Here is a 22,430-nt window from a genome sequence, read left to right as displayed (position 1 = left end):
AGATGAATGAGAAAGGGAGCTTCACATGATTGAACTTAGAAATGTGTCAAAGGTTTACCAACAAAAAAAGCGTCGAATTGAAGCGGTAAAAGAGGTGAGCCTAACGATCCAACAGGGCGAGATTTTCGGCGTGGTGGGTTATTCTGGTGCTGGAAAATCAACATTGATTCGCATGATTAATTTTTTGGAGCCGCCAACAACAGGACAAATTTTGATTAATGATCAGGATTTGGGCGAGCTTAACAAAAAAGAATTATTGTTGACTAGACGTAAAATCGGGATGATTTTTCAAGGGTACAATCTGTTATCGACAGCGACTGTTTATGAAAATATTGCCAAGCCCTTGAAGCTGGAGGGAGTGCCTAAAGAGGTGATTGCAGAGCGTGTGGACAGGTATTTAGACTTAGTTGGCTTAACGGATCGAAAAGACAATTATCCCGCACAGTTATCCGGCGGGCAGCGACAGCGGGTGGCAATTGCCCGCGCATTGGCTCATGAACCTGAAATATTATTATCAGATGAGGCTACCAGTGCGTTAGATCCTGAGACAACAGAATCCATTTTGACGTTATTGACGAAGATCAATCAGGAGCTGGGGATCACGATTTTTCTGATTACTCATGAGATTGACGTGGTACAGCGTATCTGTGATCGTGTAGCGGTGATGGAAGAAGGTAAGGTCGTCGAGGTAGGTCCTGTGATCGATCTGTTTACCCGTCCTGAAGAGGAAACGACGAAACGGTTCATTGGTGCAAATGATGGCTACAACGTCCCAGAAGAGGTCCTAGCGTCTTATAAGGGAACTGACAGGCTGGTTCAGCTGCAATTTATTGGAGAAGAGGCGACGGAACCTGTTTTGGCAAAGGTCGCGAAGGATTTTCCTTTATGTCCCAATATTCTCAGCGGGAACATCGGCTATTTGAAGGACAAGCGTCATGGTCAGCTGCTGGTTCAGTTTGACGGCGGAACAGAAGCCGATTTCCGAGCGGCGAAGGAGTATATTGAAAATCAAGGAATCATCGTTGAGGGGGTTGTGTAATGAGCGAATTTTGGAATCAGTGGGGCAATGTCGTAATCGAAGGATTAGGTCAAACCCTTGTGATGGTGTTTGTAGCGTTAGGCTTATCAATTGTTATCGGGATACCTTTAGGCGTACTGCTAGTCATTGCTCGTCCTGGCGGTTTGAACAGCAATTTGCCTCTATATTCGATTTTAAACAGTATTATTAATGTGCTGCGCTCGTTGCCATTTATCATTTTATTATTTTTGATATTGCCAGTGACCAAGCTGATTATGGGCACCACTATCGGTGTACAGGGCGTCCTTTTGCCGCTGATCATCTACACGGCGCCTTATCTGGCTCGGTTAGTAGAGACGTCGCTTTTAGAGGTCGATGGCGGGGTGATCGAAGCCTATCAGGCGATGGGAATCAGTCATTTTCATATTATCCGCAGTGTGCTGTTGAGAGAGGCGCGAGGCGGAATCATTCGCGGCTTAACGATTGCCATGATTGGTTTGATCGGAGCTACCGCAATGGCCGGTCTAGTCGGAGCAGGAGGACTAGGAAGCATTGCCTATCAATATGGTTTTTTACGCAATGAGCCGACAGTGATGTACACCACGATTGTTTTGCTGATTGTACTGGTTCAGATTGTTCAGTCGTTAGGCAATACCATCGCTAAAAGCTTGGATCGAAGCTAAGAATATTACGATGAACCGAAGGAGCGTTTTCCCCGGGTTCATCGTTTTCTTTTTGCTATAATAAAAGTGGAGGTGAGGTCGTTGAAAGCCAAAGATTTATTGACCGCAATCCAGATAGATGCGGCGGGTGAGCTGAAGAAGCTGTCTTCATATACTTATGTTTTTGTGAAGGATGGAGACAAACAGACGAATCATTTGATGATCAAAACAGAAGAGTCAAAGATTATTTTACAGAAGCAGCAAAATCAGGTATTAACACTGAATGAGCTGATCAAGGTATTGAATACGGCCAAGGAATCAGAGATCTATGTAGAGGACGAGCTGGTTTTTGGCTATAAATTGGTTAAACAGGGAATTTCCTTAGGATGAGCTATCATCTAGTTTTATAAACTAGATTGAATTATTTTGTTAACTATGATATAGTATCTTTAATAAATTATTCGAGGTGACAAATAAATGAATACACAGTTTAGCCGGAAATATCTGATCACAAATGAAGTGTTGAATGCGGTGACGCATGGTATAGGGGTAGTGTTGAGTATTGTTGGGTTTGTTTTTTTGCTGAAGAAGGCGGATAGCGGGCTGCATTATGTATCATTTATTATCTATGGCGTCTCGCTGCTACTACTGTTTTTAGCTTCAACGTTGTATCACAGCTTGATTTTTACCAAGGCGAAGAAAGTTTTTCAGGTCTTTGATCACTGTTCGATCTATCTGTTGATCGCTGGAACCTATACGCCATATTGTTTGCTCTATATTAAAGGAACGATCGGAATTGTTTTGTTAAGTGTCATTTGGTTGGCGGCGATCGTCGGGATTGTCTACAAAAGCTTGACGCTAAGCAAAGTTAAATCGGTCTCGAAATTGTCTACGATCATCTACAATGTGATGGGATGGGCAGTCGTGATTGCTTTGCCAAGTCTTTATCATAGTGTTGGATTGAAGGGCTTGCTGCTGTTAGTTGGCGGAGGCGTTGCTTATACCGTCGGATCGGTCTTTTACAGTATGAAGAATCGCCGCTATATGCATGTTGTTTGGCATTTGTTCGTGATGCTTGGCGCAATGCTGATGTTCTTTTCGATTTATCTATAAAAAATAATCAAAAATGAGTTGTCTCCAAATTGCGGAGACAACTCATTTTTTTATAGATAATCATCTTCGGAAAAGCCAGTGTTGCGATAGGCTCCTTCATCAGCGAAGTACTTATTATAGCGCTGCTTAAACTTGCGAAAGATGAAGACGACGAACAATTTGATCATGGAGTAGATCGGGATACCGAAGATTACACCGACTAATCCTAATAGATCCCCCATTACCAATAATACGACTAGAATCGTGATTGGATGAATCTTCAATTTGTCTCCCATGACCCGCGGTACAACCAAATCCCCGTGAAGCAGCTGAACAACAAACCAAGCGATCACGAATTTTACCACCATCAGATTCGAATCCTGAAAGGCAATGAACATTCCTGGTAAGAAGGCCAAAAATGATCCGATATATGGGATGATACTCAAAATCCCTGCAGCCAGTGCAATGACTGTCGCAAATTCCAGCCCTAACAGCAGGAAGACGATCCAATAAATCAAGCCTAGCAGCAAGGAAGCGATCACTTGTCCTTTTAAGAAGGCGCCTAATTGTTGATTGGCTATTCGGATCAAGGCGCTCGAATCTTTTCTGAAACGCGGCGGAATCAGTTCAATTACTGCATTGTACAATTTATGCGGACTTTGCAGTAAAAAGAAGGCGATAATCGGTCCGGTAAACAAGGTAATAGCGGTACTGGAAACTGCTGAAAAGATTGTTCCCAAACCTTTCGCACCGTCTTGCCAGTTATTTCCTAGATAGGTAAGGGCTTCTTTTGCCAGCTTGTCCAACGAATCCAAAGCCTGATCAGAAGAAGTCGCAAATGGTGTGGCATCCAAAATATTCCGAATCGATTTTTGGAAATCATCGACATAAGAAGGGAACTGCTTAATCAACTCTTGCGCTTGATTTTGGATTACCGGTATAAGCCGCGCACCTCCAAAGAAAAGCATTCCGAAAATTACCACATAGGTGAGAACGATGCCGAGGGTGCGTGGTACACCTTTTTTACTCAGAAAATTGACTACTGGATTCAGTAAATAATACAGCAGCAAAGCAAAGATCATCGGCGGCAGCACCGTTGTAATAATGACCACCAGTGGTTTAAAAATGAATGACACAGTATTTAATAAATAGATGGCCAAGGAACTCAAAATAATCAGTCCAATAATGTAATACGATGTTTTCCCGCCAAAAAATTGAATGATTTTTGAGGGTTTCTCTTTTTCCATAGGATGAGTCTCCTTCTATGTTTAATTCGAACGTCGTCAAGGTCTCAATGGGATAGCTAATAAAAATATCAGCAGGTTGGGCCATAATAAATTACTGAACGAACATCCGCATAAAATAGTATACCGAAAGTGCTTACGCCTGTATACTTTCTAGTCATTAAGTTTCGGAGGATTCTAAAATAAGGATGTCAAGCAGATTCAATTTGTAAATGCACTAACTGCTTCCAAGTATAAATAACTTATCATCAAGCACCAATTTTATTTTGGTACACAAATACAATTGATTGGACTAAATACAAATCCTATAAATGGCATATCATTTTTTATATACATCAATAGCAATGATAAATTAATCTTTTTGTAATTTGAAAAAGTTATTTAAAGAAAGCGCTTGCTTATACCAGATTCTTTTGGTACTATAAAATCGAAAAGTGGATTATTTTAAGAACCATAGGGTGCACACTATGGTTGAGACGTAAATCACTTTTACAATTTTTTTGGTTGAAGTTTTGGAATTGGAAAAGGAGACTTGCAAAAATGGCTGAGATTACAGAGAAGGTTGAACTAATTAAATTTGATCAGGAAAAGTATTTGGCTGAAGGGGAAATGATTTACGCACTAAGAGGGGAAGTAGAGGCCCTTGCGGATGAAGTAGCGAAAGCAGGGTACAGCAATATTATTTTATTAGGTATCGGTGGTACCGAATTTGAATTCGCTCAATTTGAATATCTAGTGAAGAAAAAATCTACAGTTGATATCTACGGCTTCGATGCAGCGAATGTCAACACGTTGCGGCCAAAAGAGATCAAAAAGGACTCTTTGGTAATTACTGCCAGCGCCAGTGGGAACACAGTAGAAATTATTGAAGCAACTAAATGGTTGGTGGAAGAAGGGATTCGCGTAGTTGCTTTTACGAAAAAAGATGGTCCTTTAGGAAAAATTGCTCAGCATGTTATAGAAGCCAATGTGACGACGGGTCAATGTGAATACTCTTATATGCTTCAAGCATTCTTTATTTACCGTTTGCTTAATCAACGCGGGGAGTTTGACAATTATGAAAAATTTGCAAATCAATTAAAGGGTGCCTTTAAAAATCTTGTAGATATTCGCAAGAGCTTCGAACCACGTGCAGATAAAATTGCCAAAGCTATTCACAATGCACAATACACGGTCTTTACTGGATCTGGTTCTTTGTGGGGGGAAACCCTATTATTCGCAATGTGTATTCTTGAAGAAATGCAGTGGGTGAGAACACGTCCGGTTACTAGCTCTCAGTTCTTCCACGGTACCTTGGAATTGGTTGAACCAGGTGTTCCAGTATTTATTGTTAAGGGTGAGGACGAGTTCAGAAAACAAGATACACGGGTTGAAAACTTCTGTAAGATGATCAATGCTGAATACTATGTTCTGGATACACAGGAATTTGCATTTGAGGGGTTGGATGCGGAGTTTAGAGAATTAATTGTTCCTTGGATTGTTACTTCCTTATTAACTGAACGTTTGGCTGCACATTACGAAGTTTACACCAAACATAATTTGGAATACCGTCGTTACTATCGCCAGTTTGACTATTAAGCCAATGAAAAAGGCTGTAATTTTTGATATGGATGGTGTTCTGATTGATTCAGAACCCATCTATATGTATCATACGATTTTATTTTTTCAACAATTCGGTATACAGCTAGAGGATAAAGAAGTCAGAAAACTCGCGGGCAGTAGCAACGCTCATGGTTGGGAAATGATGGCCTCGTGGTGGAAGGAAGAAATTACACCAAATGAAATGAAAACGCTTTACGAAGTGAACGAACCTAAGGATGCTTTTTTTTATTCAGATATTGCCAATCCTTATGTGAAGTATGTGCTGAATCATCTGTGTCAAGAGGATTTTCAATTAGCGATTGCGTCCTCTTCTCCGATGAACGCTATTACCGATATGGTAGAGGAATGTCAGCTAAAAGGATACTTTAATCTGCTTGTTACAGGAATGGATTTTGCCGCTAGTAAACCAAATCCAGAGATTTATCTTTCAACGATGGAGCGTTTGAAAGTAACACCAGAGGAGACAATCGTGGTTGAAGATTCTCACTATGGCATTGAAGCCGGCAAAAAAGCCGGAGCGACTGTCATTGCCTTGAAGGATGAACGTTTCTATCCGGACCAGTCCGAATGTGATTATCTGGTGAATGATCTGCTGGAGGCTTATCTATTGATTCAAAAGCTAAAGGAGTGATGCGAATGAGTGAGAAGACTCCCTTGTGCGCGATGAATTGTTGCCATCGTTTTTATGAATTGGAGGATTTTTTCAAGAGTGCCAAGACCAATGGATATTCGCAAGTAGAGCTTTGGACAGGACCCCAGCATTTCTTTTTGGATTATCAGCAATATGAAAGTCCCGATAGGCTCTTACGTCTTGAAGATCAGTACGAGTTGAAGATCATTGGCATCTGTCCCGAGCAAACGAATCCTAAGCCCCACAACATGGCAGCTAAGGATTCGGCAATGCAGGAACGGGTACTGGCTTATTTCAAGAATGCAATTGATGTGGCCGCCGCAGTGAAGGCTAAGCAAGTTGTTGTGACTAGTGGTTGGGCTTTTTATAATGAACCCTTAAAAATTGCCTATCAGCGAAGTGTAAAGATGTTGCAACAGTTAAGTGAGTACGCAGAAACAAAAAAGATGCTGTTGGCCATTGAAGCATTGCAGAAAGAGGAATCTCTGTTAGCCAATACCACAATGGATTTAAAATATCTTTTAAGTGACGTTAATCGACCGAGCTTAAAGGTTTGTTTGGATACTGGTGCGATGGCAGCAGCTGGAGAAACCATTCAAGACTATTTTGATGTGTTCTCGAGCGATATTGTCCATAGTCATTTTGTTGATGTCAAGGGAACAACTACCCATTTGGCATGGGGGGATGGGCAGCGAAACATGTCGGAGGATCTGGCGGTGTTTGTGCAAAATAAGTATTCAGGATTTTATTCTATTGAAACTGTGAATAGTCAGTATTTTAGAAATCCGCAGAAGGCTGATGCTCAGTCGATGGCGATGTATAGGAGAATGGTAAAAAAATGAAAAGAAATTTTGTGATCGCAACTCACGGTACCTTTGCTAAGGGGATTTACGAAAGCTTAAAAATCATTGTTGGCGAGCAGGAAAATGTCCATCTCTTAAATGCTTTTGTAGATTGTAACGATATCGAAGGACCAGTCAATCAACTGTTAGCTCAAATTCCTCAAGAAGAGGAGTTGATCGTGTGTACCGATGTTTTTGGCGGTAGTGTCAATAATGAGTGGATGAAGTATATGAATCGGAAAAATTTTTATCTGATTACTGGAACCAACCTGCCGTTACTCATGCAGCTGTTTCTATCCTTGGAGGAAGACACAGCAACGATGATTCGTACAATCGTTAATAAACAAGAAACTGCACCAATGTTTTGTAATGACCTTTTCGCTAACAAAGAAGAGGAAGAAGATTTCTAATGGAGGAATTCTTATGATCAAACTAGTTCGAGTGGATCATCGCCTGTTGCACGGTCAGGTCGCCTTTTCCTGGACAAATGGGGTAGGAGCTGACTGTATTCTGGTAGCCAGCGATATGGTAGCTACCAGTGACGTTTGGAAAACGACTTTGCGTCTAGGGAAACCGACAGGCGTCAAGCTGGTGATGAAAAATATGCAGGATTCTATTGAAGCTATTAGTAGTGGAATCACCGATAAATATAAAATGATTATTGTTGTTCAGACTATCAAAGAGGCCAAGCAATTAATTGAGGGCTGCTCTGAAGTGCAAAGCATCAACTTGGGAAATACCAAAGAAACCGGAGAAACTAAACAAATCAGTCGTCAGGTTTTTGTGACAAAAGAGGAAGAAGCTATTTTGAGGGAGTTGATTGATCGTGGGATTGAGATTGAAATCCGTCCCTTAGTTGACGATAAGAAAATATATGTGAAGGACGTGCTTTAGGCTCACTATTATACGGCATGAAAATCGATCTAATTTTTGTAAAAAATTAGTACATTAAAATGAATAAGGAGAATGATTATGGTCTTACAAGCGTTTTTGTTGGGGCTTGTAGCGGTTTGGGGAGTATTTGATTACCAGATGGGAACGCTTTATACTTTCCGCCCGATTACGATCGGTCCATTGGTTGGGTTGGTTTTGGGCGACTTGCAAACCGGTGTAACGATTGGCGCAAGTCTGGAATTATTATTTATGGGAGCAATATCAGTCGGGGCTTATATTCCACCAGATGTTTTGATCGGCGGAATCTTAGCTACTGCCTTCGCAATTAAAAGCGGCAGAGGGTATGAGTCCGCGGTGACTTTAGCGATGCCCATTGCTCTAATTGCATTAACGATTAGTAATATTATTGCTGCTGTTACTCCGGTTTTCTTGAAAATTGCCGATGATGGAGCAACTGCTGGCGATGCTAGAAAGATTCGCTTTACCCACTGGTTGATGGGCTCCTTCACTGTTTTTGAAAAATTTTTCTTAGTATTCTTTGCTTACTGGTTAGGTGCAGATGCTGTCGAGGGAATTCTGGGAAGTATCCCAGAGGTTATTACCAATGGAATGGCCATTGCTGCGGGTATGCTGCCGACGTTAGGGTTCGCTATGCTGATGCGCATGATTTTAAATAAAAAGATCTTGCCATTTTATTTCCTAGGATTCTTATTGACGGCTTATCTTGAATTACCTGTTTTAGGAGTTGCACTGTTAGGACTTATTATCGTTGTTGAGAAATTCTCATTCCTTCATAAGGAGGAAGCAAATAAAACAGCTGTTGATGCTGGCGTACAAACGGAGGTAATCGATGATGAAGAATTCTAAAGAAACCATCACCAAAAAAGATTTGTCGAGAATGTGTTTTAATTCCGGTGCGCTAGGAATGGAATTTTCTTGGAATTATCCGCGGCAAATGCACCTAGCTTTTTGTCTGATGATTGAACCACTCTTGAAACGAATTTACAAAAATAATCCAGAGGGCTATAAGTCAGCGCTAGAGCGACACGTTGGCTTCTTCAACATTACACCTCAGCTGGCACCTTTTGTTGGTGGGATTGTTTTATCGATGGAAGAACAAATCAATGCGGGTGTCGAAGGGGTTGATGGGGAATCAGTAACTAATGTCAAAGCGGCTTTGATGGGTCCTTTATCTGGGATTGGTGATTCGGTTTTTCTAGGGTGTATACGAGTCATTGCTCTTGGTGTGGGAATCTCACTAGCTACTCAGGGAAATATTTTAGGGCCAATTCTATATTTTTTGATTTATAATATTCCAGCCTTTTTTGTAAGGGTTTACGGAGCACGTTTAGGGTATAATCTAGGTTTCAATTATTTGGCGAAAGCTCAAGCAGATGGCACGATGGACAAGCTGATGTATGCGGCCGGCATCTTGGGGATTATGGTTATTGGCTCTATGACTTGTGACATGTTCTGGGCAGAGTTCTCTTTAAAAATCGGTTCTGGTGAAACGGCGACCAGCTTGCAAGAAATCTTGAACGGAATCCTGCCGGGAATTACCGCACTGGGGTTTACCTGGTTTTACTATTGGATGTTAGGCAAGAAATTCTCAGCAACGACTTTGGTCATTGGTACTATGGTGTTTGGAATTATCATGGCCGCTTTAGGTGTAATGAAAGCATAGTTTGACAGTGGGGTGAAAAAATGATCAACCAATACATCGATTATATTGACGATCCTGAGGATACCTTTGAAGAATATCTTGAAAAAGCAAAAAAGTACAAATTCCGCTGTATTTTTGCGGATTTGGATCATTGTGAGGAGGCCGTCACTTTTCTTGAAGGTACAGATGTTATTGTGGCTGGGGCGGTTGATTTTCCAGAAGGGAAACTATCTTTGGAAGAGAAAATGGCAGAATTTTCCCGTTATTCAGAGAAAGGTTTTGCCGAAATTGACTATACATTAAATCAACAAGCGATTGAACGTCGTGATTTTTCAGCAATCGAGTTGGAGATGAAAACTATCGCGGATTTTTGTCGGGAAAATGACATTCGTGATAAAGCCATCGTAGAGATGTGCAAGCTGGATGGGGATCTGGCAGCAAAAAAAGAAATATGTCAGATTGCCAATCGTGCAAAGCCGGCCTTTTTGAAAACTTCCACGGGTCGCAGCTTTGGCGGAGCCAAACTGGAGGATGTGAAGCTGATGCGGCAAATGCTGACTGCTGACATTTGCATCAAAGCAGCAGGAGGCATTCACAACTATGAAGAGGCAAAAGCCTTCATTGACGCTGGAGCAGATGCTCTTGGTGCTAGTGCGGGAATTGCTATCGCTGAAGGAGAGCCTAAATAGTGAAATAGGCAACAGGAAAGGTGGAAGTGCAAGTTCATACTTGTCTTCCACCTTTTGTTTTTCAAGATAAAAAGAGAAGGGAATGGTCCTGTGGGTGATAAAGCCTTTATTAAAAAATTTCTGACTATCTCAGTTCCTGCGGTGATTCAGCAGCTTTTATCCAATCTGCTGCAGATTTGCGATACGATGATGATTGCCAGCTTAGGAGCACTGGCGATTAGTGGAGTCAGTGTCGCTAATAAATTTTTCTTTATCTTCACTTTACTAATTTACGGACTGACGAATGGAATCGGCTTGTTTATCGCTCAATACTATGGCGCTAGAAATAAAAAAGAATACAATCGTATTTTTCGTTTTGGCTTAAATCTCTGCCTGGCCACTTCTGCTATATTTATGATTTTCCTATTGATTTGGCCGGAAATCACCATGAACGTTTTTGTTCAAAATCAAGATATTATTGATTATGGCGTGATGTATATTCGTATTATTTGTTATTCTCACATTCCCTTTGCCATAGCGATGATGTGCGGCGTAGCATTTCGAGTAAAAGGAGATACCAACACACCGATGATTGCTGGCGGAATATCTTTTTTCTTAAATGTTTTCCTCAATTATCTACTTATCTATGGTACTTGGGGGTTCCCAAAATGGGGAGTGTCTGGAGCAGCAGTTGCCACCTTGATCTCTCGAATTGTTGAGATGTTAATCCTACTGTTACTGCTGAATCGAAAACAAAGTGATCTTAAGCTGATGACCAGATATCCTTGGCTGGAGGTGGCCAAAATGAAGGAGATCATCAAAAAGGCGTTGCCGCTAATCGGCAATGAGCTTATTTGGTCTTTATCTTTAAGTGTTGTTTTTATGAATTATTGTTACGTTAGTGAATATTACATTCCTTCTTTGACAATTGTTGATAACATTTCCTCACTGGTATACGCTCTCTTTGCTGGACCGGCAACCGCCACTGGAGTGATTGTCGGGCAAGCACTTGGTGGCAATCTGCTGGAACAGGCGAAAAGGGAGTCAAAGAGAATGATCAAGCTTGGAACAGCCATCTGTATGTTCGGTAGCCTCATCGTACTAGTAATTACCCCGTTTGTTCCAGCTGCCTTCTCACTCACCGGGGATTTAGCAAGTATGACAATTCGTTTATTGATTATCAAGTCGGCCATTAGTTGGTCTCAAGGATACGCGGAAACAGTTTATTATATTCTAAGAGCTGGTGGTGATACGAAAGGCGTCCTGGTGGTGGATGGTTTGTTTACCTGCTTTGGTCCATTATTGATTAGTACGGTAAGTGCTCGAATTCTGCAATTGGATTTGCTGTGGATTTTTATATTGACCGAAGGAATCTATTTGCTGAAGATTGTTCTTTCTACCTATTATTATAAGAAAGAACATTGGGTCAAAAGCTTAACATAGTCAACCTCTTATTTTTGTCTCTCGTTTATTAGCAACCCCTTCAAAACCTTGATACCACTTGTTTGAGAATTATGATATATTTGAGTGAGTTCATAAGTAAACGCTCAAAATCTATCTAAAAGTAGATGCTTACATTGATTTTAAGCTTATCTAGAATTAGAAAATAGTGCACATAAAAAAGCTGTTTTTTAAATAATGGAAATGAAGTTCAATCGTTTCATCCATAGAATCTCTAATTGATAGACACTAAAGTCGAGGTAGAAATTTTCGCCAAGACACAATCTAATTGAGCGAAATAACAAGAATGAGTAAGTAGATATTTTAACATAAAGACACTTTCATCGATTAAGATACAAGCAGTCCTGCTCATTTCGATTGGTTTAGGACAGAATATTTTTTCGAGTGCTTTATGCAAAAATAAGGAAAAACTGGGGGAAGGAAAATGCGCTTACTTACTTTAGATGTCATTATTAGCAATGAAATCAAATATATGATTGATCATCAGCCGATTTTAGAAGGAGAGAAGCTTCCTGGTGAGCGAGAACTTGCAGCACTTTTAGATGTCCAACGAGCAACTGTACGTAAGGGTCTAAAAATTTTACTCAATGAAGGCTGGATTTACGCCAAAAATCGTAGCGGCTATTTTGTATCACCTAAACGAATCAAGAAAAATGTTTATTTCCTAGACTCTACTTCGAAAAGTATCCAGACAGAAGGCACTGAAATGAAGCTAACCTTGGTTAAGTGCGAAACCATTGAAGTCGGAAAAGAATTATCTCCAAGGATTAAGTTACCTCTAGGAACCAAACTTTTTTTCATTTGTCGTTTGAGAACTGTGAAAAATGAACATGTGTCGTTGGAAATTTCTTATATTCCAGTGGAGCAAGCCCCAACACTGTTGGAAAAAGATTTAGAAAAGAAAGCTCTTTATGAAATCTTAGAGCAGGAATACTTGGTGGATTTAGATCATTCCACACAAACAATCACCACTGAAAAGGCCAACAGTCAGGTCGCTGATTTGCTTGACATCGAGGAAGGAACCAGCTTGATTCGAGAAGATGGTCTGGTGTCAAATCGTGAAGGTGAATCCGTAGAATATTCGATCTCCTACATGAAAATGGATCGTTTTGAATATACAAATATTAACTGTTAGTAAGTCTGTGTATTCCACACTAACAGAATGGAAATTGTATGAAAGAATAGGAGGATCTAACGAAGATGGATTATCGCATGCCACTGTATCAGCAAATCAAAGCAGCGATTCAAAAAAAGATCGAAAACAAGGAATATCTCGAGGGAGCAGCGATTCCCAGTGAGCGTAAATTAGCGGAAATTTACGAGGTCAATCGAATGACGGCCAAAAAAGCGATTGATGCCTTAGTTGAAGAAGGCTATTTGTATCGAGTTCAGGGACGCGGAACCTTTGTTCATAAAGAGAATACGCAAAAAATCATCTGGGGCAACGATGCGCTGGGCTTAGGTGCGATGCTTCGTGAAAAAGCAGACACCCGTAGAGACAAGGTTTTAGTCAAGGGCTTGCTGAAAGCTTTTAACTTTTTGGGAAGTAAACTGGATCTCGCCAAATATGAGGACGTTTATTTATTACAAAGGGTTCGCTACGCTAACTCAGAGCCTTTTGCCGTGGAGTATTGCTATGTACCCTTTAAATTTTTCAAAGATATCGATAAACATAATTTTGAACATACTTCTGTTTACGATTATATGAAGAGCAAGGACCATCTCCCTGTGGAGTTTAATCAAAAGTTGATTATCATTGGTGCGGAAGAACGTGTTGCTAAGCAGCTACAAATCGCAGTAGGTACGCCGGTCTACTATTTTGAATTAATTAGTAAGGATCGTTATGGCAATACCGTTGAGTATACGGAGACCTTTGTGAGCTGTGAGAAAACTGTATTTAGTTTTTACAATGAAAAGCGACCGACTAAAAAAGGATAGGAATGAAGAAGCTAAAAATTAATGGAGTGTGACAAATGTGGCACCAACAAATAAAAAAGAATTTCCATATAGTATCCGGGATTTAACAACGAAAGATGTCGACCAGTACAATCAGTTACTGCGTTATGCCTTTCAGGTTACCGAACAGGAGTTGATGGAATACGGCTGGGAATCTGAGGAAATTAAACAATCCAAGTTTCCGATTATTGAGCGAGCGAATATTTTAGGCTGTTATGATGAAGATAAGCTGGTTTCTCAGTTCGCTGTTTATCCATTGAAGATGAATATCTTAAATCAGACATATGAAATTGGCTTTATTACCAGTGTTTCGACTTATCCAGAATATACAGGTGAAGGCATCATGTCTCGCTTAATGAAGAAAAGCCTGCTGCGAATGAAGGAGAAAGGACAATCCTTGGCCTTGCTCTATCCCTATTCAATCCCTCTTTACCGCAAATTTGGTTGGGAGATAATCTCCAGTAAGATTTCTTACCAAATTATGGATCGGCAGATACCGGCAAATCGGACGGCGGAGGGTAAGGTACAGCGAGTGGATTGGGAGAACGAAGATTTTATGAAGCTACACGCACAATTTGCTAAGCAGACTCATGGGTGTTTATACCGTAACTCGCTAGCATGGGATGAGTATTGGCGTTGGACTGAGGACAGTACTCAGGTAGCGATCTATTATAGTAAAGGAAATCAGCCCTTAGGTTATTTGGTCTATCTGTTGAAAGAGGACATCATGTACATTAAAGAGATGATTTTTCTTAATCGTGAAGCAAAAGCTGGTTTGTGGGAGTATATCCATGCCCATGATTCCATGATAGATGAAGTTCGTGGCAGTACATATTCCAATGAGCCAATGGCTTTTGATTTAGATGATAGCGCTATCAAGGAGGTGATTCGTCCATATGTTATGGGACGAATCATCGATATTCCAGTTTTCCTTAAACAATATTCCTGCAAAACAAATAAGAAGAAAGTCACCATTGCCTTTGATATTCGTGATAAGCTGTTGGATTGGAACAATCAGACCTTCAATGTGTCCTTTCGGGATGGTAAGTGTCAACTTACTAAAGAATCGGCGGATTATCAGATTGCGATGACGATAAATTCGCTAAGTACATTATTGTTAGGATATAAGACAGCTATTCAGTTGTATCGGCTGGAAAGGATCAACGGAAGTATTGAGGCGATCAATCAACTAAACGATGTTTTGTACCACGAAGCGCCATGTATTTCGGATTATATCTAAAAAGATTGTTTAATAGTAATCTTAGCGAACTGCTGAAGCATACAAGATGGCCTCAGCAGTATTTTTATGCCATCCATTTGTTAACTGCGGCTTTTGACTTTATTACTTGAAAGTTTTACAATAATCATATGGGGTATGGGGGTATATGGCATAGAGTAAATATTTAATATATCGACAATTTAATCAAAGGAAAAAAGGAGGAACAAACATGTCACATAGACCGGATCATCAGGTGGATAACCTTGTAAAACGAATCAATCGGATCGAAGGACAAATTGGCGGGATCAAGAAAATGATTGTTGATGAAAAGCCTTTTGACGAAGTGATCATTCAATTGAATTCTGCTAAAGCAGCGATACAAAAGATTTCTCAAATATTACTAGAAGCACATGCAGATCATACCTTTATGGATGCTGTGGAAAGCGGGAAGACCGAACAGGAATTGGAAAGTTTAAGGCGGGCGATTCATCAATACAGCAAGATGCTGTAAGTGAGGTGATCAGATGCCTTCACTCAAAGAAAATAAAATTTTAGCATTGGCGATTCCAGCGACGATCGAAAATATTTTGCAAACAACAGTGGGATTCATTGATGCGCTGATGATTTCAAAGATCGGCTTAGTGGCGGTGAGTGCAGTCGGCATTGCTAACACGGTCTTGAATGTCTATTTGGCCCTTTTCATCGCGCTAGGTGTCGGGGCTTCAGCCTTGATTGCTCAAAAAGTTGGGGCAAAGAAAAGTGACGAGGCGCAAATAGTTACCAATCAATCTGTTCTTTTAACCGTTGCAATCAGTGTGCTGCTTGGTATGCTCTCGATATTTTTTGGTAGCTCGTTATTGCGTGTGATGGGAGCATCGGCAGCTGTTTTGCAGGAGTCGCTGCGGTTTTTCACTGTTGTAGGCGGTGGCGCGATATTCATGGGTCTAATGACGATTTTTGGCAGTATTTTACGGGCAACCGGAGACACGAAATCACCTATGCAGGTCAGTGTCGTGGTTAATATTGGGAATATCGTGATTGATTATATTTTGATTTTCGGTATAGGACCTATTCCCGCTCTGGGTGTTTTAGGGACAGCGATTGGTACGGTTTTATCCCGGCTGCTGGGGTGTTGGCTGCTTTATCGAAGGGTACAGCTTTCTAAAAGTCCATTGGATTGGTCAACCTTGTTTACTGCGGGGAATTATCGTCCGCTGATCAATTTATCGATTCCAGCAACTTTGGAACGGTTAGTGATGCGACTGGGACAGGTGCTTTATTTTGGTTTGATTGTCAGCATTAGTGCTAAGACCTTTGCGGCCCACTCGATTGCCGGAAATATTGAGAGCTTTACGTATATGCCCGCATATGGTCTGGCGACAGCAGCGACGACTTTGGTTGGAAACGCTGTTGGTGCACGGGATTACTTGCAGGGGAAAAAATATGGCTATTCGGCGGCTAAATATGGTGTGATCTTTATGTCACTGCTGGGGGTTATTCTATTTTTCGGTGCGCCATTTTTTGCCTCGTTGTTTACTTCAGATCAAGAAGCGTTGCGACAGATTGTGATTGCCTTGCGGATCGATGCCTTCGCACAACCGGGATTGGCGATCAGCTTGATTACGACGGGCGCTTTACAGGGAATGGGAGATACCAAGTCGCCTTTATACAGCACAGCATTTGGCATGTGGGGAATTCGGGTTGTGGGTGTGATCATACTTTCTAAGTACTTAGGGCTTGGGATCGCTGGTATTTGGCTGTCGATCGCGATTGACCTGTACCTGCGTTCTTTATTCCTAGTCTATAAATTTAACCATAATCTTAGTGGCGAAGTAATAGCCATCAAGGAACCTTCTGAGTAGTGACTTGGAAGGTTCTTTTTAACGGAGACTACATGCAAACTGAGATTGACAAGCTTAGTTTGCGGCAGTGCTAAAAATATACGGCTGGTTTAAATTTTTCCTGATAAAAGCGCTTCGTTTCCTCTGGGGTTTGTAAGGGTGGAACGAAGCGTCTTTTGTTTAATCACTCGGTTCAACATGGATATCGGTCTCGAAAATCTGAAACTTATTTTGCAACAATTTCTCAATTTGATCGGTGATGTCATGACTTTCTTTGACTGTTAGATCAGGCTTCATGGTAATGGTGACGTCGAGATAGACATTAGCGCCGTAACTGCGACCCTTGATACTTTTAACTGCTTGCACCTGTTTGATCTGGCTAATCGCTTCATTGTATTGATTCAGTTGTGTTTGGTCAAAGCCGTCAGAAAGTGAAAAGACGCTTTCTTTGAAAATATCCACAGCCGTTTTCAAGATCAGTAATGCCACAACAATCGCGGCCGTACTGTCGAGCCAGCCTAAGTTGAAGGAAGCCGCAAACACAGCGATGGCTGTCCCGATACTGGTCCATGCATCGCTGCGATTATCCTTGGCGGCGGCCATTAATCCAGGACTTTTGACTTCTTCGGAAAGTCGTTTATTGAAGAAATAGACACCATACATAACAATAGCCGAAATAATTCCGACTATTGCCGCAGTGCTATCTGGTGCTTCGGTTTTTTTATTGATTACGGAAAGAATCGAACTGTAAAGCACCTGCATTCCTACCAGCAGCATAATAAAGGAAGTCACTAAACTAGCGACATTCTCTGCTTTCCAGTGTCCATAGCGATGGTCCGCATCCGCTGGTTTTTGCGCGATCCGTAAGCCGATCAGAACAGCAACGGAAGCGAGAATATCGGTGAAATTATTCAGACCGTCGGCTCGTAAGGCTTCAGAATTAGCTAGATTCCCCACTACTAGTTTCATAGCGGAAACTAGGATATAGGCAGCGATACTAATCAGCGCGCCCAACTCCGCTTTTTTCAATTGTTCGTAACGGTTATTTACCATAATTTACACCCCAAAAAAATAAAATGTTTTATCACTATACACTTTAGTTCGTCGCGAAAACAAGTGATTTTTTAAACTGTAATCATTTTGGGGCAGCTAAACTATTTTACGATTGGCGCCATGAGAAACTCTTCTAAGCTTAGCTAATTTTATTGCTCAGGACTACTTTTGAATGATTTCGAAGTATTTATGCCCAAAAAATTGACGGCTAATCCTTGAGGTAAGAGGTTTTTAGCATTATTGATAGAAAAATCATCAAAAAAAATAAAAATTTTTCGGTTTTATTCATTGACAATGATTAGGTGCCGAAGTATACTAAGTTCAAATAAAAAGTTAGGTACCTAAAATATAGGTACCGAAGCAAAGGGAGGATAAGTGACGATGAGCGAGTATACAAAAGAATTATTGAAACGTCTATCCTATGTAGGAAGTGCCAGTCGTCAGTTGATGGTTGTAGGTAATTGTCAGAAGAGTGCACCCACTCAGCAATTGGTTTTAGATATTTTAGCAGAAGAGGATGGTGTAACCTCTGGGGTGCTAGCAGAAATTTTGGATATGCGTCCAAGTTCGGTCACCGAAATTTTGAACAAGTTGGAAAGCCGGGGAGAAATAAAACGTCGCGAAGATGAACAGGATAAGCGGATTAAACGGATCTATATCACGGAGATCGGCCGCGAGAAGGCCAATCTAAACAAACCACAAGAACGCTCGGAAGAATTCTTCGCCGGCTTGACGGATGAGGAACTACATACTTTGGATCAATTACTGAGTAAGGTGATTGATGGCTGGAGCGAAGATTTCGGTGGTCGACCTGAATTTCCAAATGATCCATTTGAAGCGATTGAAGCATTAAAAGCGATGAAGCTCCAATTCGAGCCTCATATGAAAGAGTTTGGTCGAATGTCACAAGCTGAACGCCGTCAAATGAAGCGGGCGTGGAGAGAACAAATGCGTAATCAATTCGGCAGAGCCGGCTTTGGCTCAGGTCCATTCGGTCCAGAGCATCCTAGAGGTCCGAAAGAAGCTCCGCATGATCAGCCCAAAGATAAAGATTGGGAAAATTGGTAAACATATACGGATTGAAGATCAAACTAATTTTTCCTCGGAAAAATTAATTCTTTAATATGAAAAAGGAGGTCATTGATGATGAAAATCGAAATGGCTGAATTATTTAGCAAGGAACACACTAGCGCAGTAAAATTGCGTAAACAAGTCTTAGGTGGAAAAATTGACTGGGACAATGAAAAGAATTTACACGTTTTTGTCGCAATCGAAAACGATGAGGTTGTTGGAACTGCGGCGATTCAATTATATCCTTTTGGGATTGCACGTGTCCGTCAAGTGGCAGTAGCACCAGAATATCAGGGCCAGCACATTGGTGATCAACTGATGAACAGCTTAGAAGAATTTTCTCAAGAACACGGGCATTTGCGCATCATTCTAACAGGACGTAAAACAGCCCAATTGTTTTATATGAAACGTGATTACCAGCGAATGTTGTTTTCATTTAAAAAGCATGAAATTGAATTTTTATGGATGACAAAGACATTGCCAACAGTAGAAGTTCCCGTCTTTTCTGAAAATTAGTCGAACAATTGTCTGCCTCTCAGTGTTATGAAAAAGGAGGAAATCTGTTATGAAGGAGTTATTTGATCCGAGAAGAAAAGAAAACGAACCAAAGAAACATACAGGCAAGGAATTTGAAAAAATTCGTGTCGAATTAGAAGCTAAATCACGCCTCTTCACCACGACACTTGGAATGGTGAATTATCAAAAGTATCACGAGTTGTACGATTTGAATTAATAAAAAAGTTTTGAGAGAACACACATGTGTCCTTCTCAAAACTTTTTTACGTTAGAGAATTTGTAGCAAAAAAACGATGCCAACAACGCCAACTACGATGCTAAAAAGCACGATGACCACCCGTTTAACCAGGTTGTTCTGGATTGAACGGGAGCTGGTAATTCCTAGAATGGAAAAGATCCCCATCAAAGCAATCAACACATTACAAAAGAACGGATAGTAGCTAAAGGGTAAAGGTGTATAAATCGCGACAAAAGGAAATAAACATAAGACCCCCAAAAGAGACAGAATTGTGAAGCTGATAAATAGCAATGACCGGGCCTTTTTATTTTTGATCAGAAGCGCCGAGGCCGTTCCGCCAAAAATACTGATTAGAATCGAAGATAACCCAAATAAAAGAATCGGAAGAATAATACCACAAAGAATGAGGGGAAATAGGATCAATATGACATGAAACATAGGACCACTCCTTTCACAAGTACGCTGATCAACCATTCCATTCATCTTGTTTAAATAAGATGAACGGATAACAGACATTTCCTATTATTATTATCTGTGAAAAAGGGTTTGAAAACAACCAGTGAGCGGCCATTTGTATCGTTCGAGATTGGAAGTCATCACTTTTTAAAATTTCAAAATCAAAACAGCGAAGACTTTTTCAAGGAAAAAGAATTCGCTGTCTTTGATTATCGGGCATGAAACGCTTTGTGCAGTAGCTGGGAAATAAGAATGATCACAATTATCCCAAAAATGGCCGAGAGCAAGGAGTTTTGTCCAAATAACAGCCAGAGACTTATGGCGATGATTTCTAAACCAAAGATCACGTACTTCATTTTCGGCCCACTTTCTTTTTGTAAAGAATAGTTGTTAGAGCGTGAAAACGTCAATTGGTTTGCTTCTGCATATGCGAATGGGGGGGTGTATCTATTATCTACAGTCTAAATGCTGAAGACTTCTTACCTTCTAAAATCTACTGCACTGCCTCTAGCATGACATCCATCTGATCAGGCTCTACATTGCCGGCATAGTTAGGGGTAATAAGGGATAATCCGCCATTTTTATTATTGATCAGATACATCACATTGTTTTGATCTTGTCCGCCGGTACCTGAAAGATGCTGGGTTAGGGTGATTTGAGTGTTTACTTTGACTGTGCGAATGCCGCTTCCGTCCTGAGAGAAAACACGGATTTCCTTTGTTGGAATCGTATCAACTTGGGCCGCAAATTGATCTCCAGAATTCGATTGACGACTAGCAAAGGTTACAGTCGTTCCGCCATTGTTTTGCAAAGTGATTGAAGGAGGAACGTTTACTCCCCGTAAATTAAAGGTAGCAGGGTTACTGAATTGAGCGACATCCACTGCATAGGGTGCTGCTTGATTAACGGCTGCACTTTCTGATGAGTCGGTACTACTAGAAGAGGCCTCTGTGCTGCTAGAGCTTTGTGAGGATTCACTTGAATTGCTGACCGAACTTGCTGATGATTTGGAAGAGGACGCACTGATACTGCTCTTTTTAGTGACTGATGATTCAGAGACTTTAACTTCCTTATTGTTGTCTTTTTTGTTATTGCAGCCTGCCAGAAATAGTACGCAAATAACGGCAATAGTAGCGATAGAACTTAATTTTTTTAACATGTTCTCCGTCCTTTTGAATAATTTTTTCCTAAAATGCGATGTTTTTTTATGAATGACCTATATAGGATAAAAGAGCGATTCATTCTTTGAACGATAATAAATGAAAACCATCACAAATTTGGATAACTATTATTTTATAGTAAATAGATCAGAAAATACATAGTCATTAATCTGCATAATAGCAATGAATAATGAGCATTTTACGTATGTTATTTACGAGAGAAACAATCTCATCAGTAAAAGGTAAGCAAATAACCCCTGCAATCAAAAATCGCAGGGGAGAATCTTTCTTCCCAGTTTAGATCATCTACACCCGTCCTTTATTCAATCTATCTTGCAGCACCTTCACACAATCGGATATGGGACTGATCAGGCCATCTCGTTTTGTGCCCATTCTTTTTTGCAATGCTAGACAGGTGACAGGACCAAAGTTTCCGTCTACGGGCACACGTAAATAAGCTTGGAGCGCGCGAATCATGTTCGAGCCGCCTGAACCATACTGAACGGATGGAATAAACTGATTTGCAGGGTTTTTGATTTGACCGCTGATATTTCCATCTTTGATAGCGCAATTCAGCACTTCCTGTAAACGTCGAGTGGTGGCGGGACCCCAAGAGCCATCAATCGCTAGGATTCGTTGTTGGCTACTATTTTCACTTGGACCAACAATACTCGCCTGCTTTACGCGGAAATAGCGAACAGGTAGGCCTGAATAATCGCCCATCCAGCCGATTGCTTTAGTAACAGCGATGTTTTGACAGCCTTTGGAGTAGGTACAATGCAGGGCATCTCCATTGATAGCTCCTAAGAACCAGCCGCAATGTCCAGCTGATCCTAGCGAGGCACCTTCGTGACCTGCGACCCATAAATCCCCTCGTCGGACTTCTTGCCGGGTGATTTCCTTCAGTAAAGTCCCGTTCAATCCAAAGAGCGTTTCTGTATTGCCGATGGCGGTATGTTTAGGTAAAAGGCCAGCTGCGATCAGCGAACGGAAAACAAAGCTGGAGCAATCCATGGCACCTACTCCAAGCCGATTCGACATGGAATAACAGATTTTTCCGCGCAAAGCTAAGCCATACTGTAAGGCTGCTTCCGTATTTGGCATTGGATCACCTCTTTTATTCTAATATTTTTATTCGTAGAC

General features: G+C 41.0%; 26 protein-coding genes. 21 read left to right on the top strand and 5 right to left on the bottom strand.

What is annotated here, in order from left to right:
- Positions 1-25 precede the first annotated feature (25 nt).
- The 4 genes from IGI52_RS23205 to trhA all read left to right on the top strand — a co-directional run bounded on the left by IGI52_RS23205 (position 26) and on the right by trhA (position 2,793).
- Positions 26-1,039 carry a methionine ABC transporter ATP-binding protein gene (locus IGI52_RS23205; protein WP_438782510.1) on the top strand — a complete coding sequence of 338 codons (1,014 nt, stop codon included), beginning with the start codon at positions 26-28 and terminating at the stop codon, positions 1,037-1,039.
- Positions 1,039-1,701 carry a methionine ABC transporter permease gene (locus IGI52_RS23200; RefSeq protein WP_438782509.1) on the top strand — a complete coding sequence of 221 codons (663 nt, stop codon included), beginning with the start codon at positions 1,039-1,041 and terminating at the stop codon, positions 1,699-1,701. The genes IGI52_RS23205 and IGI52_RS23200 overlap by 1 nt, the downstream gene beginning before the upstream one ends.
- Before the next feature lie 81 nt (positions 1,702-1,782).
- Positions 1,783-2,070 carry a hypothetical protein gene (locus tag IGI52_RS23195; protein ID WP_438782508.1) on the top strand — a complete coding sequence of 96 codons (288 nt, stop codon included), beginning with the start codon at positions 1,783-1,785 and terminating at the stop codon, positions 2,068-2,070.
- A gap of 87 nt (positions 2,071-2,157) precedes the next feature.
- Positions 2,158-2,793, top strand: a complete 636-nt coding sequence (gene trhA / locus IGI52_RS23190) for a PAQR family membrane homeostasis protein TrhA (RefSeq protein ID WP_016178922.1) — start codon at positions 2,158-2,160, stop codon at positions 2,791-2,793.
- A 50-nt stretch (positions 2,794-2,843) separates the two neighbouring features.
- Here trhA and IGI52_RS23185 read toward each other — a convergent pair whose 3' ends face one another.
- Positions 2,844-4,019 (bottom strand): AI-2E family transporter, encoded by a 1,176-nt coding sequence (locus IGI52_RS23185; RefSeq protein ID WP_016178923.1) that lies wholly within the window; start codon positions 4,017-4,019, stop codon positions 2,844-2,846.
- 537 nt (positions 4,020-4,556) lie between these two features.
- On the opposite strand from IGI52_RS23185, the gene IGI52_RS23180 reads away from it, so the two are divergent.
- The 14 genes from IGI52_RS23180 to IGI52_RS23115 all read left to right on the top strand — a co-directional run bounded on the left by IGI52_RS23180 (position 4,557) and on the right by IGI52_RS23115 (position 16,814).
- On the top strand, positions 4,557-5,594 hold the full coding sequence (locus IGI52_RS23180) for an SIS domain-containing protein (RefSeq protein WP_102873130.1): 1,038 nt from the start codon (positions 4,557-4,559) through the stop codon (positions 5,592-5,594).
- A 4-nt stretch (positions 5,595-5,598) separates the two neighbouring features.
- On the top strand, positions 5,599-6,249 hold the full coding sequence (locus IGI52_RS23175; RefSeq protein WP_438782507.1) for an HAD family hydrolase: 651 nt from the start codon (positions 5,599-5,601) through the stop codon (positions 6,247-6,249).
- 5 nt (positions 6,250-6,254) lie between these two features.
- A complete protein-coding gene (locus IGI52_RS23170; protein WP_048718443.1) occupies positions 6,255-7,091 on the top strand; it encodes a sugar phosphate isomerase/epimerase family protein in 837 nt (278 codons plus the stop codon).
- A complete protein-coding gene (locus IGI52_RS23165) occupies positions 7,088-7,501 on the top strand; it encodes a PTS sugar transporter subunit IIA (protein WP_438782506.1) in 414 nt (137 codons plus the stop codon). Before IGI52_RS23170 ends, IGI52_RS23165 begins: the two co-directional genes overlap by 4 nt.
- A 13-nt stretch (positions 7,502-7,514) precedes the next feature.
- Positions 7,515-7,985, top strand: coding sequence for a PTS sugar transporter subunit IIB (locus tag IGI52_RS23160; RefSeq protein ID WP_048718439.1), 471 nt, complete (start codon positions 7,515-7,517; stop codon positions 7,983-7,985).
- Positions 7,986-8,063: 78 nt separating this feature from the next.
- Positions 8,064-8,852, top strand: a complete 789-nt coding sequence (locus IGI52_RS23155) for a PTS mannose/fructose/sorbose/N-acetylgalactosamine transporter subunit IIC (RefSeq protein ID WP_048718438.1) — start codon at positions 8,064-8,066, stop codon at positions 8,850-8,852.
- Positions 8,836-9,669: a PTS system mannose/fructose/sorbose family transporter subunit IID gene (locus tag IGI52_RS23150; RefSeq protein ID WP_102873131.1), complete on the top strand. Its 834-nt coding sequence runs from the start codon at positions 8,836-8,838 to the stop codon at positions 9,667-9,669. The genes IGI52_RS23155 and IGI52_RS23150 overlap by 17 nt, the downstream gene beginning before the upstream one ends.
- A gap of 20 nt (positions 9,670-9,689) precedes the next feature.
- The gene (deoC, locus tag IGI52_RS23145) at positions 9,690-10,337 is read left to right on the top strand and encodes a deoxyribose-phosphate aldolase (protein WP_048718435.1); all 648 of its coding nucleotides are present in this window, start codon (positions 9,690-9,692) and stop codon (positions 10,335-10,337) included.
- Positions 10,338-10,427: 90 nt separating this feature from the next.
- Positions 10,428-11,759, top strand: coding sequence for an MATE family efflux transporter (locus tag IGI52_RS23140; RefSeq protein WP_438782505.1), 1,332 nt, complete (start codon positions 10,428-10,430; stop codon positions 11,757-11,759).
- A gap of 442 nt (positions 11,760-12,201) precedes the next feature.
- Complete coding sequence (locus IGI52_RS23135) at positions 12,202-12,912, top strand: GntR family transcriptional regulator (RefSeq protein ID WP_048718432.1); 711 nt, start codon at positions 12,202-12,204, stop codon at positions 12,910-12,912.
- A 65-nt stretch (positions 12,913-12,977) separates the two neighbouring features.
- Positions 12,978-13,715, top strand: a complete 738-nt coding sequence (locus IGI52_RS23130) for a GntR family transcriptional regulator (RefSeq protein ID WP_438782504.1) — start codon at positions 12,978-12,980, stop codon at positions 13,713-13,715.
- A 37-nt stretch (positions 13,716-13,752) separates the two neighbouring features.
- On the top strand, positions 13,753-14,973 hold the full coding sequence (locus IGI52_RS23125) for a GNAT family N-acetyltransferase (protein ID WP_438782503.1): 1,221 nt from the start codon (positions 13,753-13,755) through the stop codon (positions 14,971-14,973).
- A 208-nt stretch (positions 14,974-15,181) separates the two neighbouring features.
- Entirely contained in the window at positions 15,182-15,463 is a 282-nt protein-coding gene (locus IGI52_RS23120; protein WP_049219731.1) for a metal-sensing transcriptional repressor, read from the top strand.
- 13 nt (positions 15,464-15,476) lie between these two features.
- Positions 15,477-16,814: an MATE family efflux transporter gene (locus IGI52_RS23115; RefSeq protein ID WP_438782502.1), complete on the top strand. Its 1,338-nt coding sequence runs from the start codon at positions 15,477-15,479 to the stop codon at positions 16,812-16,814.
- Positions 16,815-16,973: 159 nt separating this feature from the next.
- Here IGI52_RS23115 and IGI52_RS23110 read toward each other — a convergent pair whose 3' ends face one another.
- On the bottom strand, positions 16,974-17,846 hold the full coding sequence (locus IGI52_RS23110) for a cation diffusion facilitator family transporter (protein WP_438782501.1): 873 nt from the start codon (positions 17,844-17,846) through the stop codon (positions 16,974-16,976).
- 381 nt (positions 17,847-18,227) lie between these two features.
- Between IGI52_RS23110 and IGI52_RS23105 the strand changes: the two genes are divergently transcribed.
- The 3 genes from IGI52_RS23105 (at position 18,228) to IGI52_RS23095 (ending at position 19,650) form a co-directional block, all read left to right on the top strand.
- A complete protein-coding gene (locus IGI52_RS23105) occupies positions 18,228-18,914 on the top strand; it encodes a MarR family winged helix-turn-helix transcriptional regulator (RefSeq protein ID WP_311855465.1) in 687 nt (228 codons plus the stop codon).
- Positions 18,915-18,989: 75 nt separating this feature from the next.
- Positions 18,990-19,433 (top strand): GNAT family N-acetyltransferase, encoded by a 444-nt coding sequence (locus IGI52_RS23100; protein WP_438782500.1) that lies wholly within the window; start codon positions 18,990-18,992, stop codon positions 19,431-19,433.
- Between the two features lie 49 nt (positions 19,434-19,482).
- Positions 19,483-19,650: a hypothetical protein gene (locus tag IGI52_RS23095; protein WP_181235975.1), complete on the top strand. Its 168-nt coding sequence runs from the start codon at positions 19,483-19,485 to the stop codon at positions 19,648-19,650.
- Positions 19,651-19,701: 51 nt separating this feature from the next.
- Here IGI52_RS23095 and IGI52_RS23090 read toward each other — a convergent pair whose 3' ends face one another.
- The 3 genes from IGI52_RS23090 to IGI52_RS23080 form a co-directional block, all read right to left on the bottom strand.
- Positions 19,702-20,109, bottom strand: a complete 408-nt coding sequence (locus IGI52_RS23090) for a hypothetical protein (RefSeq protein ID WP_438782499.1) — start codon at positions 20,107-20,109, stop codon at positions 19,702-19,704.
- Positions 20,110-20,620: 511 nt separating this feature from the next.
- Positions 20,621-21,286, bottom strand: coding sequence for a hypothetical protein (locus tag IGI52_RS23085; protein ID WP_438782498.1), 666 nt, complete (start codon positions 21,284-21,286; stop codon positions 20,621-20,623).
- Positions 21,287-21,593: 307 nt separating this feature from the next.
- Positions 21,594-22,391, bottom strand: coding sequence for a peptidoglycan amidohydrolase family protein (locus IGI52_RS23080; protein ID WP_438782497.1), 798 nt, complete (start codon positions 22,389-22,391; stop codon positions 21,594-21,596).
- Positions 22,392-22,430 lie beyond the last annotated feature (39 nt).

The organism is Enterococcus sp. DIV0187 (assembly GCF_051713785.1).
Classification (GTDB): Bacteria; Bacillota; Bacilli; order Lactobacillales; family Enterococcaceae; genus Enterococcus_A; species Enterococcus_A avium.
This window is presented reverse-complemented; position numbering and strand designations above follow the sequence as displayed.